This window comes from Mesorhizobium sp. P3_A9 (assembly GCF_056402975.1).
On the sequence record NZ_JBFUGJ010000013.1, the window covers coordinates 26,198 to 41,593 of the forward strand.

Below are 15,396 nucleotides of genomic sequence, written 5' to 3' on the forward strand. Positions count from 1 at the left end.
GGCGCGCCATCAGTGCTCGATCGGACCCTTGGCCATCACCAGCGTGGTGCCGGCGGTGGTCGGGCGCTCGATGACGCGACGCACGCGCGGCGGCTCGTCGCCGCTGTGCAGTGCCCGTAAGCGGTCGCCGACTATGGCGTCGGCATGGGTGATGCGGCCATTGTGCCTGACATATTCGAGCCAGGTCGGCGTATGATAGTGCTCGATCCATATTGTGGGATTTTCGAGATCTCGCGCCAGTGTCCAGTTGCGGGCGCCGTCGCGGCGGCGGATGCGGCCGCGCTCGGCCATGGTGAGGAGGAATTCCGCCTCGTCCTCGTGCCGGATAATGTATTCGATCATGATGGCAATGGGGCCGCTGCGCGGCTTCAGGTCGAGCGCGAGATGCGGTTCCTTGAAGCGGTTGAGCGGGTCGAGGTTCAGCACCTGCTGCTGCGGCAGCGGCAGCACAAGGCCGATGGCTCCGCCCGCCAGCATAGTGATGGCGGCGGCGATCAGCGCCGTCTCGGCGCCGTGTGCATCGGCGACGACGCCCCAGATCCAACTGCCCAGCGCGATGCCGCCGAAGGTCGCCGTCTGGTAGACCGACAGCACCCGGCCGACGACCCAGCGCGGCGTCGCCATCTGCACGGTGACGTTGAAGTGCGAGAGCGCGATCACCCAGCAGGCGCCGCCAACCAGCAGGCCGAGCGACGTTTGCCAGGCGTGATGGCTGATCGCGGCATTGAAGGCGCAGACAGCGAAGCCCGCGAAGGCGCAGCGCACCATCGTCTCGCTGGAGAGCAACTGCCGCAGCCGCACGCTGATCAGCGCGCCGCCGACGGCGCCGATGCCGAAGGCGCCCAGCATGATGCCGTAGGTCAAGGCGTCGCCCTTGACGACATCGCGCGCCACCAGCGGCAAGAGTGCCAGCACCGCGCCGGCGCTGAAGCCGAAGGCCGCACCCCGGACCAGCACCTTGCCGATGTTGGGCGACATGGCGACATAGCGCAGGCCGGCGCCCATGGCCGCGCCCAGCGATTCGCGCGGCAAGGTCGACACCGGCACGTCGCGCTTCCAGCGCGCCATCACGATGATGAGGCCGATATAGCTGACGGCGTTGGCCGCGAAGGCGGCCGCGGCACCGGCGGCCGCGACGATGATGCCGCCGATCGCCGGACCCACGCTGCGTGTCAGGTTGAAACCCAGGGAGTTCAGCGCAACGGCCGCGGGCACCTTGTTGCGCGGAACCATGTCGCCGACGGACGCCTGCCAGGACGGGCTGTTGAGCGCCGTGCCGCTGTCGATCAGGAAGGTGAAGGCAAGCAGCGTCCAGGGCGTGAGCAGGTGGTAGTAGGTGAATACCGTCAGCAGCACCGAAACGACCAGCATGAAGGTCTGCGCGACCAGCATCACCTTGCGCCGGTCGAAGCTGTCGGCGATGGCRCCGGCGACRAGCGCAAACAGCATGATCGGCARGGTGGTCGAGGCCTGSACCAGSGCRACCTGRTAGGRCGAKGTGGCGATCGTGGTCATCATCCAGGCGGCGCCGACGCCCTGGATCAGGCCACCGAAATTGGACACGAGACTTGCGGCCCACACCGCGCGGAAAATGCCATGCCGGAAGGGCGCCAGCGCCGAAACGCCTTCGCTATCCGGTTTCTCGTCAATCATGGATGGGTTCCTGCCACGGCGTGCTGATCCCAGCGGTTTCTCCGCATCGTTTGCCGAAACTATGGCATCGCGCCGCAAAGGGCGAATGTCATGCGAAAAAGATCATGGTCCAACAAGGGGATAGAAGAGGGCCACGCCTCCGTTGGCATCGCGAAATGCCATGCCATTGCAACCGGGCCTCGTGCGTTTGCCTCAGCGAGCGTCCCTGACCGCCGCGTACAGCGCTTCGGTGAGGTCGCCGGTTGTCTGACCGCCGGCGTGCAGGCGAAGGAAAAGCTCCATGCCGACCAGCCGCAACCGCGACGGCTGGTCCCGCTTTGCCAGCTCGATCAGGTCTTCGACCGAAGCCGCCGGCCACTTCATGGCGTCGCGCAGCAAGCCGCCGCGCAATAGGCCCTCGGTGCCCGTGGTGAAGGTGTTCGATACCTGGAAGCCGTTCTTGCGGGCGTTCACGTTCTGAAGCGGAATGTGTTTTTCCGCGACTTTCTTCAACAGCCATTTTCCTTGCTTCTGGCGGTATTTGTGCCGCCTCGGCAGATGGATCGCGAAGTCGATCAGCCGGTTTTCGAGGAACGGCACCCTGAGCTCCACCGAGGCCGCCATGCTGAGCCGGTCATGCCTGTTCAACAAGTCCTGCAGATGCGCGTACATGTCGTGAAGGCAGCATCCCAGGAAGGCACGGTCGCTGAGTGACGCGACCGGCTCGAGCCGGTCGAAGATCTTGGTCTGAAGGAAATTCAGTTCCGGCGACAGCGCCCTGAACACGATGTTGCGGTCCCAGCCATGGCCACCCGCAACCGATGTCCGGAAGGGGGCATGACGCAGGCGCTCGAACCTGCGGGCAAGCCGGGCCTTGGAGCGAAACAGCCGTTGCGGCCATGACCAGGGGCGCCACGGCCGCATGCTGGCTTCCTGCCAGTCGTAGCCGCCAAACAGTTCGTCGGCGCCTTCACCGGTCAACAGCACCTTGATGCCGTCGGCCCGGCACTGCTCGGCAAGCGCCAGCAGGCAGACATGGCTCGCATGCCAGCCATCGCTCTCCAGATGCCAGATGGTTCTTGGCCAGAGTTCGAGGAACCGGTCCTTGTCGACGGGCACCCTGTTCAGCGGCACGCCGGCATGGCGCGCGGTGCGTGCGGCGTCTTCGGCTTCGCTGTGGCCGATGCGCGGATCGACGACATAGGCTGTCATCTCCGGCCGGAACCGTTTCGCCAGCGTCGTGACGAGACCGGAATCGACGCCGCCGCTGCACGCCGCGGCCAGCCTCGTATCGGCAATGCAGTGCAGCCCGACGCTGTCTTCGATCAACGCCTCCAGCGTCGCCATGTGCTCGGCGTCGCTGGCTGTGTCGCCGGTGATGCGGGCGGCGTCGAGCACATCGAGGACATGCCAGAAACAGCGCTTCTCGATGCCGGTGTCGGTGATCTTCCACAGACCCGCCGGCGGCAGCCGCTCTATGCCTTCGAACAGGCTGGAGCTGGAGTCGCGGCTTTGCCAGGCAAGACGCAACGTGATCTCGCGCGCATCGATGGCGCGTGCAACGCCGTCACAGTCAAGGATCGCCTTGTCCTCGGAGGCGAAGAGGATTCGCTCACTCGTCTCGGCCACCGACATCGGCTTGATGCCGAGGCGATCGCGGGCAAGCCAGAGCGCACCGGCCCGCATGTCGAAATAAGCGAGGGAAAACATGCCGTCGAACAGCGGAATGGCCTTGTCCGGCCCCCAGTGATGCAGGGCTTCGAGGACCACTTCGGCATCCGAAACCGTTCGGAACCGCCTGCCTTCAGCCTCAAGCGTCGCGCGCAGCGCCCGGTAATTGTAAACCTCGCCATTGTAGACCAGCACGCCCTGGCCACAGGCGGTGAGCATCGGCTCGCGCGCCTGCGCCGACAGGTCGATGATCGAGAGCCGCCGATGACCGAGCGCCAGCCGGCTGTCGTTCCATGTGGCATGATCGTCCGGGCCGCGATGCGCCAGTGCCTGCGTCATGCGGCTGACATCGGCGAGATCGCCGCCCGCGATCGGGTTCCGCTTGCGCCAGACGCCGGCTATGCCGCACATGGTCCGCCGGCCGGTCTGGGCTGGTTCAGGGGTCTGCGAGAAGCCATTGGGACAAAATGATCGCCTGGCCGGGAGTGGCCACACGGCAATCTAACCGGAACCGGGCTGGCCGCAAGCGAACCGCTTTTTTCAAGCAATTGCGGAGTGCAGTCGACGCACCTTCCCTCGAAGGGTTCAGAACCCGTTCTGGATGCGCTGGAAGATGACGTTGGTGAAGGCCGATATCTGGCCACCGATGAACGGGCCGGTGAGCGCCACCACCAGCATGATGGCGACGATCTTSGGCACGAAGGTCARSGTGATTTCCTGGATCTGCGTCAGCGCCTGGATGAGGGCGATGCCGATGCCGACCGCCATGGCGACCAGCACCACCGGAGCGGACGCGGTCAGCACCGTCCACACAGCGTACTGGACGATGTCGAGTGCGTCGGCCTCGTTCATGTCGGAGGTTGGCCTAGCTTGCCGGCTTGATCGACACGCCTGCGCCGACGGGAACCTGGGTGCCATCCTGCAGCACTGCGATCAGTCCGCTGCTGGCGAGCGTCACCGAGGCCACTGTTCCGCTGGTCTTGCCGTCGGCCGACGTGATGTTGCGGCCGATAATCGCGTCGGCCTGCGACAGCGCCGACGATGACATGATCTGGTCGAGCTTGGTGTTGGTCTGCACCGATTGCTCGACCTGCGAGAAGGTSGCSAGCTGGGCCACATACGCCGTCGAATCCATCGGCTTGGTCGGATCCTGGTTCTTCATCTCGGCGATCAGAAGCTTCAGGAAGGACTGATAGTCGACCGCTGTCTTCGAGGTCGACGTGGTTGTCGAATTGGCGCCAACCGGTATCGTCGTCGTCATGTCCACGGTCATTAGTAGCGTGCTCCCACGGCCAGCGGGCGCGCGGCGCCCGGAACATCGTCATTGCCGCCAAGCGCGCGGCGTTCGAGAGGATAGAGCGAACGGATCGCCTTCAAGGCCTCGTAGATATGATCCTCGCCGACCATGCGGTCGATCTGTTTCAGCGCGCTGCAGATATCAGCGTCCTCGAAGCTTGCAATGAGCAGCGGCAGCGAACGGCGAAACATCTCGCGGGCCTCGTCGGCGCCGGCCGGGTTGATCAGCATGACCTGCACGATGAAATACAGCTGCCTCAGCGGCGTCGATGCCTCTTCGGCCTGGAGCACATGGCTTTCGAGCAGGAACTGCACGTCGTTCATCAGCTCGACGGTGACCTTGCGGTCGACGCGGATGACGGCGCCGTTGATGTAGATCTTCTCGTTGGGCTTCAGCGATATCTTCAGCGTGTTGGTCATTGAATGCCGTCGCGGATGATCTGGGACACTTCGATCAGCCCTTCGAAATTGTTGGTGCGGCCCTGGCGGATGTCCTCCGCCTCGCGCAGCAGCCACAGGCCGATGGAGATCAGGTTGGCACGCAATTCCTTGGGAAGCGCATTGTCGCTGGAGCCGAGGTCTTCGACGAAGATCGTCCAGACGCGGTTGGTGAAATGCAGTGCTTCCACCGCCTCCATCGAACTCTGGCCGGCCACTGCCGCCGCCGACAGCATGTCGATAGAGCGGGTCAGAAGCTCGCGCTCACGGTCCTTGGCGTCCGAGACGGAGGTGCTCTGAACGTCGGCGTAGGAGAATTGGTACATCGTCGGCTCTACCGTTCCGCTGGAAGTTGTCAGGTCAGGTAATTCAACAGGCTGAGCTGCTGCAGGCGCGCTGTCAGAGCGAAGGACGTCTCGATATGCTGTGTCAAGTCCGCGACCTTGGTGGCGGCCGTGGCCGGGTCGACGGCTTCGAGATCGAGGATATGGCGTTCGAACAGGTCGATCTGTGTCTTCATGCGGTCGCTGGCATCGGAGACGCGCTTCTGCACGATACCGGTCTCCGACTGGGTCTGGGCGATGCCGCTCAGCGCCTCGCCGACCAGGGTCTGCGAGTGGCTGACGATGCTGTCCTTAGCGGCCTGGCTGATGTTGGTGGACATCAGGCTGGAGACCATTGCGGCGGCCATTGCGAGCTTCTTGATGCCGTCGCTGTTGGCGCTGGTCGAGGTCTCGGTGGTTTCGTTGAGCGCGATGCGGCTGACGATCTGCTGGTCGGTGGCGTTCGACATGTTGGTCTGCCAGCCTGCGCCGAGGAATTGCGGCGTGACATCGTTGGTGATGAAATCGTCCATCTGGGCGGCGGTGATGTTGGCCGCGGCAGGATCGCTGGGCGTGAAGCCGAATTTGGCGACGAAGGAGGCGTCGAAGGCGGCCTTGGCCGGAGAGCCGGCAGCGGTGAAATCGTTGATCGGCTTGACGTCGGTGTTGGTGCCGGCAAACAGATATTCGCCGTTGACGCTGGTGTTGAGGATCGAGGTAAGCTGCTGGATCGTCGTCTGGCCGGTCGATTGGGTCAGGCTGTCGGAGTTGTCGCCCGACGATGCCGTGGTCAGGCTGGACAGGAAGGTCTGCGCCACGCCGGAGAGCTGGCCGAGTGAGGTCTGGGTCGACGCAAGCCGGGCGGTGACCAGACCGTTGGAATCGACGATCACGTTCAACCGATCGAGGTCGCGCGAAAAGGTGACGGCCTGGGCGGTGCGCCCGCCTAATGCCAAGCCGACATCGGCGACCTGGCCGGTCGAGGATTCCTTCGTGGCTTTGACGAGATCGGCCTGCATGCGCATCTGTTGATAGCGCATGGCATTGGAGAGGGCGGCCGAGGAAACAGAGGTCATGGATTATCCCACCGCGTTCAACAGGGCCGTCATCATGTCGTCGACGGTCTTCATCATSCGGGCCGAKGCYTGRTAGGTGTGTTCGAGGTCGAGCAKCAGCGACATTTCCTGGTCGACATTGACGCCGGTCGCATTGGACAGCGCCTCGGAGCTGCGCTGTGCCAGCGCTTCCTTCGCGTCGGCGGCGGTCGAAGCCTGCTGGCGCATGCCCTGGAGCCAGCCGATCGAATTGGCGGCGTAGTCGGAAACGCTGGACGTTGCCGAAATCCCGGCGGCGGGGTCGAATGTCATCGGCTGGTCGAGCCGGTCGCCATAGGCAACCAGAAGGTCGGAATAGGAAGCGCCGCCCGTGGTGTTGGCGACATAGGCAGCGCCGTTGGCGCCGCCGTCGCGCAGCAATGTCGGATTGCCGCCAGCGCTCGGATTCATGGCCGCATTGATGCTGATCGTACCGGCCAGGCCATTGACCAGCGTGCCCGCGGCCGGCACCGCCGGTGCGCCGGACCAGGTGAACAGGCCGGCKGCGTYGGGCAKCGMSGGCGCGGTYTCGGCAAAGGCGGTGATSAGSCCGCGCGCGGTYTCGTCGAGCTGGCYCTGCATSGTYGMGGCGACGCCGTCGCGCAACTGCAGCAGGCCGGCAAGCTTGCCGCTGGCGCTGGTGTTGCCGCCGCTTCCCGCCGAGACCGGCACATTGTCGATATAGACGGTGTTGCCGGCAGCTCCGGCGGCATAGCCGGCCGATGGCGTGAAGCTCACCGTGCGCGGTATCGTCTCGAACAGCGTGGTGCCGTCACCCGTGGTGATGACCATGTCGTTGTCGCCACGCGTGAAGGTCGAGACCGGAACATAGTCCGCGATCTTCTTCAGCAGTGCATCGCGCTGGTCGAGCGCGTCGGAAACATCAGTGCCGGATCGGGTTCCGGACATCACCGCCTGGTTGGCGTCCTGGAACTGGCCGAGCAGCGAGTTGAGGTCCTTGACCGCCGTGTCGATCTGGCCGTCGGTCTGGGTGCGGAAATCCTGAATGGCCTGCGAGCCTTCATTCAGGGAGCGCACGACCTGCTTGGCCGCGTCGATGACGCTGGAGCCGAGATTCTGGTTGGACGGCGAGGTGGCGTAGAGCTGCAGCTGCTGCTGCAGATTGGCGATGGCGGTCGAGGGCGAGGAGGCATTGTCGACGCCGTTGACCGACACGTCCAGCTGATCCATGCCGCTGTAGAGCGCGCTCTGGCCGCTATACGCCGACAGGGCGCCGAGATTCTGCCGGAAGAGCAGGTCGTTGGTTACGCGCTGGATATCAACCGAACGCGCGCCGGGCGCCGTGCTGGTGACGACGGCGATGCGGCGCGTATAGTCCGGGTTGGAGGCGTCTGAGACGTTGCGTGTGACGACGCTGGTCTGGCGCGCGGTACTCATAAGCGCCGATTGGGCGATGCTCAATGCGGAAGATAACGACATGCTGGTCTTTCACGGGCCACGCCCGGTTTTATCTCTTCAGGTTGACAAGGACGTCCATCAGGTCGGAACCGGTCTGGAAGACTTTCGAATTGGCGGTGTAGCTGCGCTGCGCCGCGATCATGTCGGTCAATTCCTCGGCGATATCGACGTTGGAATTTTCGAGCGCGCCGGAGATGATCGTGCCGAGCTTGCCTTCATTGGCAAAGCCGACACGGACCGCGCCGGAATCGGTGCCTTGCGCGTAGACGTTGCCGGGAAGGGCCTTGAGCTGGTCCGGGCTCTGCACGTCGGCCAGCGGAATCTTGTAGAGCGGCTTGGTCGAGCCGTCCTTGTACTGGGCGTAGATGGTGCCATCCTTGCTGATCTGCACCTTGTCGATGGTGCTCGGGGCGTTGCCGTTGACCTGGGCGTCGGTAACGGTGAAGCCGGTGCCGAGCTGGGTCAGTGTCGACAGATCGAGATCGAGGCTGGCGCCGCCCGGTACGGTGAATGAAACGTCGGTAGGGGTGCCGGTAAGCTTGCCGGTGGTGGTGTCGAAKGTCAGGTTGGCSGYRSCSAGTGCRCCRCCSGTGTAGGGRAASGATGTKCCRGGCGTCGCCTTSGACTGRTCGAAMACSGMSACCKRCCAGGTGCCGGYGCCGGTGTTGGTGAAATAGACGTCGAGCAGCTTCTTGTTGCCGAGATTGTCGTAGGCGACCATCGACGATTTCGAGGTGTACTGCGCGGTGGCGGCGTTGGCGCCCGGCAGGTTGGCGGCGACGACCGGTGTCGCACCCGCCGGCAGATTGCCGCTGAAACTACCCGTGGTGCTCGGGGTTGCGGTCAACCCCTGGTCGGAGATGACAACCGGCTCCAGGCCTTCGAAGCCGTTCACCGTCGCCGCCGGCGTGCCATTGGCGTAGCTGTAGGCCATCAGCTGGAAGCCGGCCGCGTTGACCAGCCTGCCCTGTGCATCGGGGACGAAGGCGCCGGCGCGGGTCAGGAAAGGTGTGCCGCTCGGATCCTGGACGACGAAGAAGCCATCGCCGCTGACGGCAAGATCGGAAACCGAGGTCGTGTACTGGAGCACGCCCGGATCGCTGACCGCCTGGCGGATCGTCGTGGTGACGCCGCCGGAATTATAGGCGCCGCCCGTCGACGGCATGATCAGCGTCGAGAATTCGGCCGAAGACCGCTTGTAGCCGGTGGTATCGGAATTGGCGATGTTGTCGGCTGTCGTCGACAGGCGATTGGCCTGTGCGTTCATGCCGGAAACGCCGGTCCGCATCATTCCGTAGAGGCTCATCGAAATGTCTCCGCTATGTCCATGCCACTGGCTTTGAGGCTACGCGTCCTGTCTTGCGCGAAGCTGGCGCGGTACGGCATCAGAACACCAGCCGGTAGCCGAGGAAGCGCTTGGAATCGATCGGGTCGGTGCCCAGCTTCTCGCGCAGCTTCTTGCGCAATTTGCTGATGTGGCTTTCGACGACGTTCTCCTCGACCTCTTCGTCGAAGATGCCGTAGATGGCGTTGAAGACCTGGGTCTTGGTGACGCGGCGGCCACGGTTGCTCGCCAGATATTCGAGGATGCGGCGTTCGCGGCGCGGCAAGGGCAGCGGCTGGCCGTCGATCTCGGGGTCGCGGCCGTCCATGAAGATGCGCATTGCGCCGATCTCGGTATAGGCGACATCCTCATGGGCACGACGGCGGATGGCGGTGATGCGGGCCAGGATCTCTCTGATGTGGACGGGCTTGCGGATGACGTCGTCGACGCCGCTCTCGAACAACCGCAGCGTGTTCTCCAGCGAATGCTGCTCGCTGAGCGCAATGACCGGAGCGCCGGTGCGGTCGCGGATTTGGCGCGGCGAGATGGTGCCGTCGCGGCAGTCGCCGATCAGGAAAGCCCGTACCGAACGCAGGTCAGTGTCGGCTGCCGAGTTCACCCACTCGCCGAATTCGCCGGGCGCGAAGCCCGCACAGGCGACGCCTTCGCGATCAAAAAGTGAATTGTATCCCTCAGTTACGAGCTCTCGCTCGTCAACGATCACGATCATCGGCCCCGCCTTCCGAATCAGCACATCTGCCCCGTGGGGAAAGGCGTAACCGCTGCCGGGAAACCTGAACAACCGTCATTTCTTGTAACTAGTTTCTTGGGAGTCTGGAATCGCACCGGTTGCATTAGCGTGCAGCCAGATATGCTTTCGGTGGGAAGTTCTGGGCAAGTCAAAACGCAATCCCAAAGCAGTGCGATTGGCGTATTAGAGGCAGAAAATACGCTTACGGGTTGCAGAAGGAGCGGGCGTTGGTCGTCCACTTGCCAAAACCGGTGGCAACCATGTTGGCGATCACCCTGCAGACATAAACCTTCTGCGCCGGGTCGTTGTCGGGACCGGCATGATAGCGGGCGACAGCCATCGACCAGGTTTCGTGGCGGGCATGGAGACTGGCCAGGAAACGCGCCGCGTAGTCGACGTTTTGGCGCGGATCGAGCATGTCCTCGACACTGCGGAAATGCGAGGAATGATAGTGGTGGTTGATCTGCATGCAGCCGAGATCGATCAGCGTCTTGCCCTCGCGCTGCGCATTGGCGAAGGTGGCAAGCGCCTCGGCCCGGCTCCTCGGGAAGACGGCTTTTCCTTCTATATTCAGTGCATTAGGCTGAAGGCTGCCTTTCTTGCCGGTCTCGGTCAGGCCGACGGCATAGAGGATGCCGGCGGGCACGCCATAGCGGTCGGCGGCGCGCAGGATCTCGGGCTCGCAAGGATTGGTGGCGGCGAGGGCGGTGTTGGCGAGGCTAGATAAACATATCGCCRCCGCCGCGCTCGCGAGATGGCGAAGCGGCGCGGCCGAGTGCTTGCGCGTCATCATGGTTCCCCCTTGCGGACTGCTGGCCCGGTTGCTGGCCGCCGGCTCCACTGTTGCCGCCGCTGGAGTTTCCGGGCTGGAACGAGGACTGATCGCGGCCAGGCGAGGCGGTGAGCGAGGCGGTTGCATCCGCACGGGTTGTAGCCGGAACGGCCACTGACGGTTGCATGATGGTCACCTTATCAACTTCGAAGCCCAGCCCGCGCAATGACTTGACGATTGCTTCGCTGTCGCTGGAAAGCCGGCGGTAGGCGTCGTGTGTTTCGGGCTTGAGTTCAATCGAGAGTTGTTCTCCGGAGAGGCGAAGATGGGCTGTGACCATGCCCAGTTCGGCCGGATGAAGTTCGATCTTCAACATATGTGTCGGAACTGCAACAGAACTGGCCAGCTGGGTGGTCGCGGATGCTGCCGAAAACGTCTGCTTTGTGCCAACATCGGTCGCTACGGCATTGATTACGTTGAGCGCTGCCTGGCTCATCGGCGCCTGCGGCGGGGCCGGGAAGCTGCGCTCGGAAATCACGTCGACGCGCGTCTGCGCCGAAAGCTGTTTTCCTGGCTCCGACCGCAACGAGGACTGGACGTCGGCGATGGACTTCAGCTGCGGCGCCGCCTGCTTCGGCTCCACGCCCGGCACCTCGGCGGCGGTGGTCTCAGGCAGTGGGGCGGCAGCGATTGCATTGTCACGCCGCGGCGCGCCAGCACCGGCGTCGCGGACGGTCTCGAGCTTCGTCAGCGGCCCGTCGACGAGCGACACCCGCTCTGGCTCCGGCATCGGTTCGACGTCGTCATGGCCGACGGCGGATGTCGCCCGATAGGCCTTCGGCAAAAGCTGCCCGCCGAGCGCCGGTTCCGGTCCGGCTTCGCCTGCGTCGGCTGACTTGGCCGATGTCGAGAAATGGCGCAGATCATGAAACGCCATCAGCAGAGGCAGATGGTCGTCGAGCGGCGTCGCGCCGGCGTCGGTCGCCGGCGTTTCGGTATCGGCGTCCTTGTCCGCCTCGACAGCCTTGCCGTCTTTTGCGGATTTCGCGGCCGTCGATCCCGTCGGCGTGGTCCTCACCTTGCCGGACGGCATCGGTTCGTCCTCGCCTGTCTGTGCCGCAAGGTCGGCGGCAAGTTTGCTCCAGCGCGGGTCGCGCGTCCCGGCCTCGGCCGTCGGCTGTTTTTCCGCCTGGCTTGCGCCGCCATGCACCATCTTGCCGAAACCGGCATCATCCTTTTTGCCAGGCGCGGCCGGCTGCTCCGCCGTGCGCGCGGCGGTAAATCCTGACAGGGCCGGGCCAAGGCTGGGGGTCATTTCGGAGCGGCTCCAAGCATCTGGTCGATCAGGTCGAGCTGTCGACGGGTTTTCATCATGGCGGCGTCGGTCGGATCGGTCGTGTCGGGAGCGGCAGAGGTCGCCGGCGCCGATGCCGGCAGGACCGTCGCTGAATCGGCTGAAGGCGCCGGCGCGTTCGGTGCGGCGGGCTGTTCGGAGACGGCGCCCTCGACAGGCGGCAATCCAGCCTCGTCGGCGGCCTGCACGGCGGCGACTTCAGGCTTGGGCTGCGGTGCAGCGGATGCAGGCGCCGGGCTTGCGGCTGGAACGGAGGCAGGCGGCGCCACCATCTCACCAGCGATGACCTGGGCGGCGTCGAGCAGGGCACGGTCACCGTCCGACAGCTTGCTGCGGTCGATCTTGCCGAGCTTGGCGCGTACATCCTCGGTCGTGTCCGAAGTCACGGTAGACAGGCTGGAATAGAGCAGCGCGCGCGGATCGCCCTGATTGGTGTTGCCGTCGCGACCCTGCTCGGCTCGTGCCGAGGCGAAGGCCGATAATTCGCTCAGGCCGTCGATCGCGGCGCGGCGGGCGATGCGCAGATARATYACCTTCTCGCGCTCGGGATCCATCATCGCGGTGATRTCGGCMAGCTTGTCCTGGCTGATCGACATGTGCAGCGTGATGACCCCAGAGACAAAGGAATCGGCGAACTGGCTGGCATAGGGCGAATAGAGATAGCGCTCGACATACTGGGTGGAGGCGAGCGCGAAACGCGCCGCATCGCCTTGCGTCACGGCAATGCCGACCGAGCGCCGCAGTGCCGACTCCTCGACCAGCGTGCCAGGGCTGAGCAGCTTGGCCTCGTCGAGCAGCGTCAGCGCCGCCGCCGGCTGATCGCCGGCAAGCAGCGACCCTTTGACCAAGGCAAGGAACGCGCCGAGATCGCCGGGCAGCGTCATCGGATCGATCGGCCTCAGGGCTTCGATCGCGTCGCCGGGCCGGCCGTTCAGATAGTCGATCACGCCCTTGGCGATGGCGAGGCTTGCCGGATCCGCGGCGGCACGCGACACGGCCGCCTCGACGGTCACCGGATTGCCGCCGCTCATGCCGTAGACCAGCAGCGCGCGAAAATTCTTTGGGTCCTTGAAGTCCTCCGCATCGGCTTCGCGCAGGCGGGTATCGGTCATCTCGAGCAGCTTGGCCTGCATCGGCATCGCGGCGTGATCGCCGGCGGCGATGCGATCCTGGACAAGCTGCAGCGAGCGCACCAGCTGGTAAGGCTGCAGCGTATCCTGGGCAAAGCCGGCCGACGGATAGCCGGCTGCCAGCAGCAACAGGCCCATCAGCCGGCTGGTGACGGCCGCCCGCTTCATCCGCCGTTCGCCATCAGGATCTCGATGCGGCGGTTGGCCGCCGACAGGGGATCGGCCGGATCCTTCGGCTGGCGGTCGGCGAAGCCGGCGACCTCGGTGATGCGGCGTTCGTCGACGCCGCCGCGCACGAGCATGTAGTAGGCGGAATGCGCGCGCGCGGTCGACAGCCGCCAATTGTCGTAGCTGGCGCTGCGGAAGGGCCGTGCATCCGTGTGGCCGTTGATGCTGATGGTGCCCTTCTGGCTGTTGATGATGCGGCCGATCTTTTCCATCGCCAGCACCAGTTCGCGGCTCGGCACCGCCGATCCGACTTCGAACATGCCAAAGTCGAGCTGATCGGTGATCGAGATGACGACGCCCTTGTCGGTGGCTTCGACCGAGACGCCGTCGTGCAGCTTGTCGCCGGGCTTGAAGGCATCGGCCAGCTGCCGCTTGACGTCGTCCGCCGCCTTCACGGCAGCGGCGGTCGGCGGCTTTTGCCCGGCTTCAGGCGCGGTCGTCTCTTGAGCGGCGGCCGCGGCATCCGCCTTGGCGGCAGACACAGCCTTGCTGTCTCCAGCCTTGGTATCACCGGCCTTGGCACTGATGGCTTTGGTTTCGCTGGCTTTGGTTTCGCCGACCTTCGTATCGCCCATCTTGGCCATCGCTGCTGCGGCGTCCTTGCCATCTCCGGCCAGGGGCTCGAGCGGTGCGTCCTTGACGGGCGGTGCCGGTGGCACGGCCTTGACCTTGGCGACCTGCGTTTCAGCGGCCTTGTCGCCTGATTTGAGCGGGTCGCCCTCGATCTTGGGGCGTTGCGCACTCGCCTCGGCGGCGGGSGYKGCGACCTGCTGCGACCAGAAATCSGGSKCGAAGGGATCGCGGTAGGACGCGCCGCCCGAGGCGCCCGTCGCCGGACCGGCGCTCTGCGCGCCGCCATCGCCCTTCTGGCTGACATTTTGCATGACGCCGGTGTCGGTGGCGATTTCGGAGAGCACGGCGTAAGGGTCGGCGAACAGATGCTCGTCGGACTGTTCAGCCTTGTTCGGCTCCTGCTTGTCCTGCTTGCGGTTGGATGAGCCCGCGGCGCCGATGCCATCCTGTCCGGATTTTTTTGTCGCCTCCTGCGGGTCGTCGGTCGTCATCCCAACCGCGCGGGGGCCATTGCCGAGATCCTCAAGGCCCTTGCGGCTCGACTCACGGTCGACCAGCTTGACCGGGTTGAAGTAGCTGGCGACGGCCGCCTTGGTCTGTTCGTTGGCGGCGTTGATCAGCCACATGACCAGGAAGAAGCACATCATGGCGGTCATGAAGTCGGCGAAGGCAATCTTCCAGACGCCGCCATGATGGGCTTCGTCGTGGTCGTCATGGGCCCGCCGCACGATGATGATCTCGTGCCTGCCGTGCTCGGCCTCGGCGACACTCATGACAAGACCTCGGAAAGGGTTGCCGACCATTCGGCGATGCGTGTTTCGAACACGGCCTCGTCGATGGTCACCGTCAGGTCGAAGCCGGGCGCCTCGATGAAGTCGAGATTTGCAATGCGTGGTCCAAGCGATGCCTTCAGCGTTTCGAACAGCGACAGCGGTCCGCGCACCGCGATGCGCACCGCTTCGCCATCGCCGACGGCTTCGCGAACCGCGCCGGCAAGCGCCTCGAGCGAGCGCTTCTGCAGATCGTCGCTGACAACGCCGCCGATGATGCGGGCGACCGTGGCGGCGACGAGGTCCGTCACGCGCGTCTCCATGGCGTCGATGCGCAGCGAGACCGCCTTGCCGATATCACCGCCGAAGCTTTCGAGAAAAACCCGTGCTTCCTCGGCATTCGCCTGGCGCTCCGCTTCCAGGGCCGCGTCATGGGCAGCGACAAGCCGCTCCGCCAGCGTTGCCTCCGCCTGCGCAACGGCCTCGGCGATCAGCGTGCCGATATCGGCCTTCGGTGCGGGTGCTTCCGGTCTGTGTTCGGACGTGGCCTGAGGCTGGCTGACGCGCGGCGCGCGCGTACCGAAATCAGGGAGAAGATCGAAAAGGGCTGCGGAGGCCATG

The 15,396-nt window shown here is 64.7% G+C and carries 15 protein-coding genes; all 15 read right to left on the reverse strand.

Annotation, left to right across the window (positions count from 1 at the left end; translation table 11 throughout):
• Positions 1 to 9: 9 nt before the first annotated feature.
• Positions 10 to 1,653: an MFS transporter gene (locus AC1DX0_RS04290; RefSeq protein ID WP_477354335.1), complete on the reverse strand. Its 1,644-nt coding sequence runs from the start codon at positions 1,651 to 1,653 to the stop codon at positions 10 to 12.
• Positions 1,654 to 1,845: 192 nt separating this feature from the next.
• A complete protein-coding gene (asnB, locus tag AC1DX0_RS04295) occupies positions 1,846 to 3,714 on the reverse strand; it encodes an asparagine synthase (glutamine-hydrolyzing) (RefSeq protein WP_477219955.1) in 1,869 nt (622 codons plus the stop codon).
• A 174-nt stretch (positions 3,715 to 3,888) separates the two neighbouring features.
• Positions 3,889 to 4,155: a flagellar biosynthesis protein FliQ gene (fliQ, locus tag AC1DX0_RS04300; RefSeq protein WP_010911298.1), complete on the reverse strand. Its 267-nt coding sequence runs from the start codon at positions 4,153 to 4,155 to the stop codon at positions 3,889 to 3,891.
• Positions 4,156 to 4,168: 13 nt separating this feature from the next.
• Positions 4,169 to 4,576 (reverse strand): flagellar hook assembly protein FlgD, encoded by a 408-nt coding sequence (gene flgD / locus AC1DX0_RS04305; RefSeq protein WP_027060064.1) that lies wholly within the window; start codon positions 4,574 to 4,576, stop codon positions 4,169 to 4,171.
• Positions 4,576 to 5,019 (reverse strand): flagellar biosynthesis repressor FlbT, encoded by a 444-nt coding sequence (gene flbT, locus AC1DX0_RS04310; RefSeq protein WP_477219954.1) that lies wholly within the window; start codon positions 5,017 to 5,019, stop codon positions 4,576 to 4,578. The genes flgD and flbT overlap by 1 nt, the downstream gene beginning before the upstream one ends.
• Positions 5,016 to 5,363: a flagellar biosynthesis regulator FlaF gene (flaF, locus tag AC1DX0_RS04315; RefSeq protein ID WP_477219953.1), complete on the reverse strand. Its 348-nt coding sequence runs from the start codon at positions 5,361 to 5,363 to the stop codon at positions 5,016 to 5,018. The genes flbT and flaF overlap by 4 nt, the downstream gene beginning before the upstream one ends.
• Positions 5,364 to 5,392: 29 nt before the next feature.
• Entirely contained in the window at positions 5,393 to 6,436 is a 1,044-nt protein-coding gene (locus AC1DX0_RS04320; RefSeq protein ID WP_477219952.1) for a flagellar hook-associated family protein, read from the reverse strand.
• A gap of 3 nt (positions 6,437 to 6,439) precedes the next feature.
• Positions 6,440 to 7,894 (reverse strand): flagellar hook-associated protein FlgK, encoded by a 1,455-nt coding sequence (flgK, locus tag AC1DX0_RS04325; protein WP_477354338.1) that lies wholly within the window; start codon positions 7,892 to 7,894, stop codon positions 6,440 to 6,442.
• 28 nt (positions 7,895 to 7,922) lie between these two features.
• Positions 7,923 to 9,179, reverse strand: a complete 1,257-nt coding sequence (locus AC1DX0_RS04330) for a flagellar hook protein FlgE (protein WP_477354341.1) — start codon at positions 9,177 to 9,179, stop codon at positions 7,923 to 7,925.
• A 79-nt stretch (positions 9,180 to 9,258) separates the two neighbouring features.
• Entirely contained in the window at positions 9,259 to 9,927 is a 669-nt protein-coding gene (locus AC1DX0_RS04335; RefSeq protein WP_477219949.1) for a response regulator transcription factor, read from the reverse strand.
• Between the two features lie 223 nt (positions 9,928 to 10,150).
• Entirely contained in the window at positions 10,151 to 10,738 is a 588-nt protein-coding gene (locus tag AC1DX0_RS04340) for a transglycosylase SLT domain-containing protein (RefSeq protein ID WP_477354359.1), read from the reverse strand.
• Positions 10,668 to 12,035: a flagellar hook-length control protein FliK gene (gene fliK, locus AC1DX0_RS04345; protein WP_477219947.1), complete on the reverse strand. Its 1,368-nt coding sequence runs from the start codon at positions 12,033 to 12,035 to the stop codon at positions 10,668 to 10,670. The genes AC1DX0_RS04340 and fliK overlap by 71 nt, the downstream gene beginning before the upstream one ends.
• The gene (locus AC1DX0_RS04350; protein ID WP_477219946.1) at positions 12,032 to 13,372 is read right to left on the reverse strand and encodes a chemotaxis protein MotC; all 1,341 of its coding nucleotides are present in this window, start codon (positions 13,370 to 13,372) and stop codon (positions 12,032 to 12,034) included. The genes fliK and AC1DX0_RS04350 overlap by 4 nt, the downstream gene beginning before the upstream one ends.
• Positions 13,369 to 14,778, reverse strand: a complete 1,410-nt coding sequence (locus tag AC1DX0_RS04355) for a MotB family protein (RefSeq protein ID WP_477354344.1) — start codon at positions 14,776 to 14,778, stop codon at positions 13,369 to 13,371. Before AC1DX0_RS04355 ends, AC1DX0_RS04350 begins: the two co-directional genes overlap by 4 nt.
• A complete protein-coding gene (locus AC1DX0_RS04360) occupies positions 14,775 to 15,395 on the reverse strand; it encodes a hypothetical protein (protein WP_477219944.1) in 621 nt (206 codons plus the stop codon). Before AC1DX0_RS04360 ends, AC1DX0_RS04355 begins: the two co-directional genes overlap by 4 nt.
• Position 15,396: the final 1 nt, after the last annotated feature.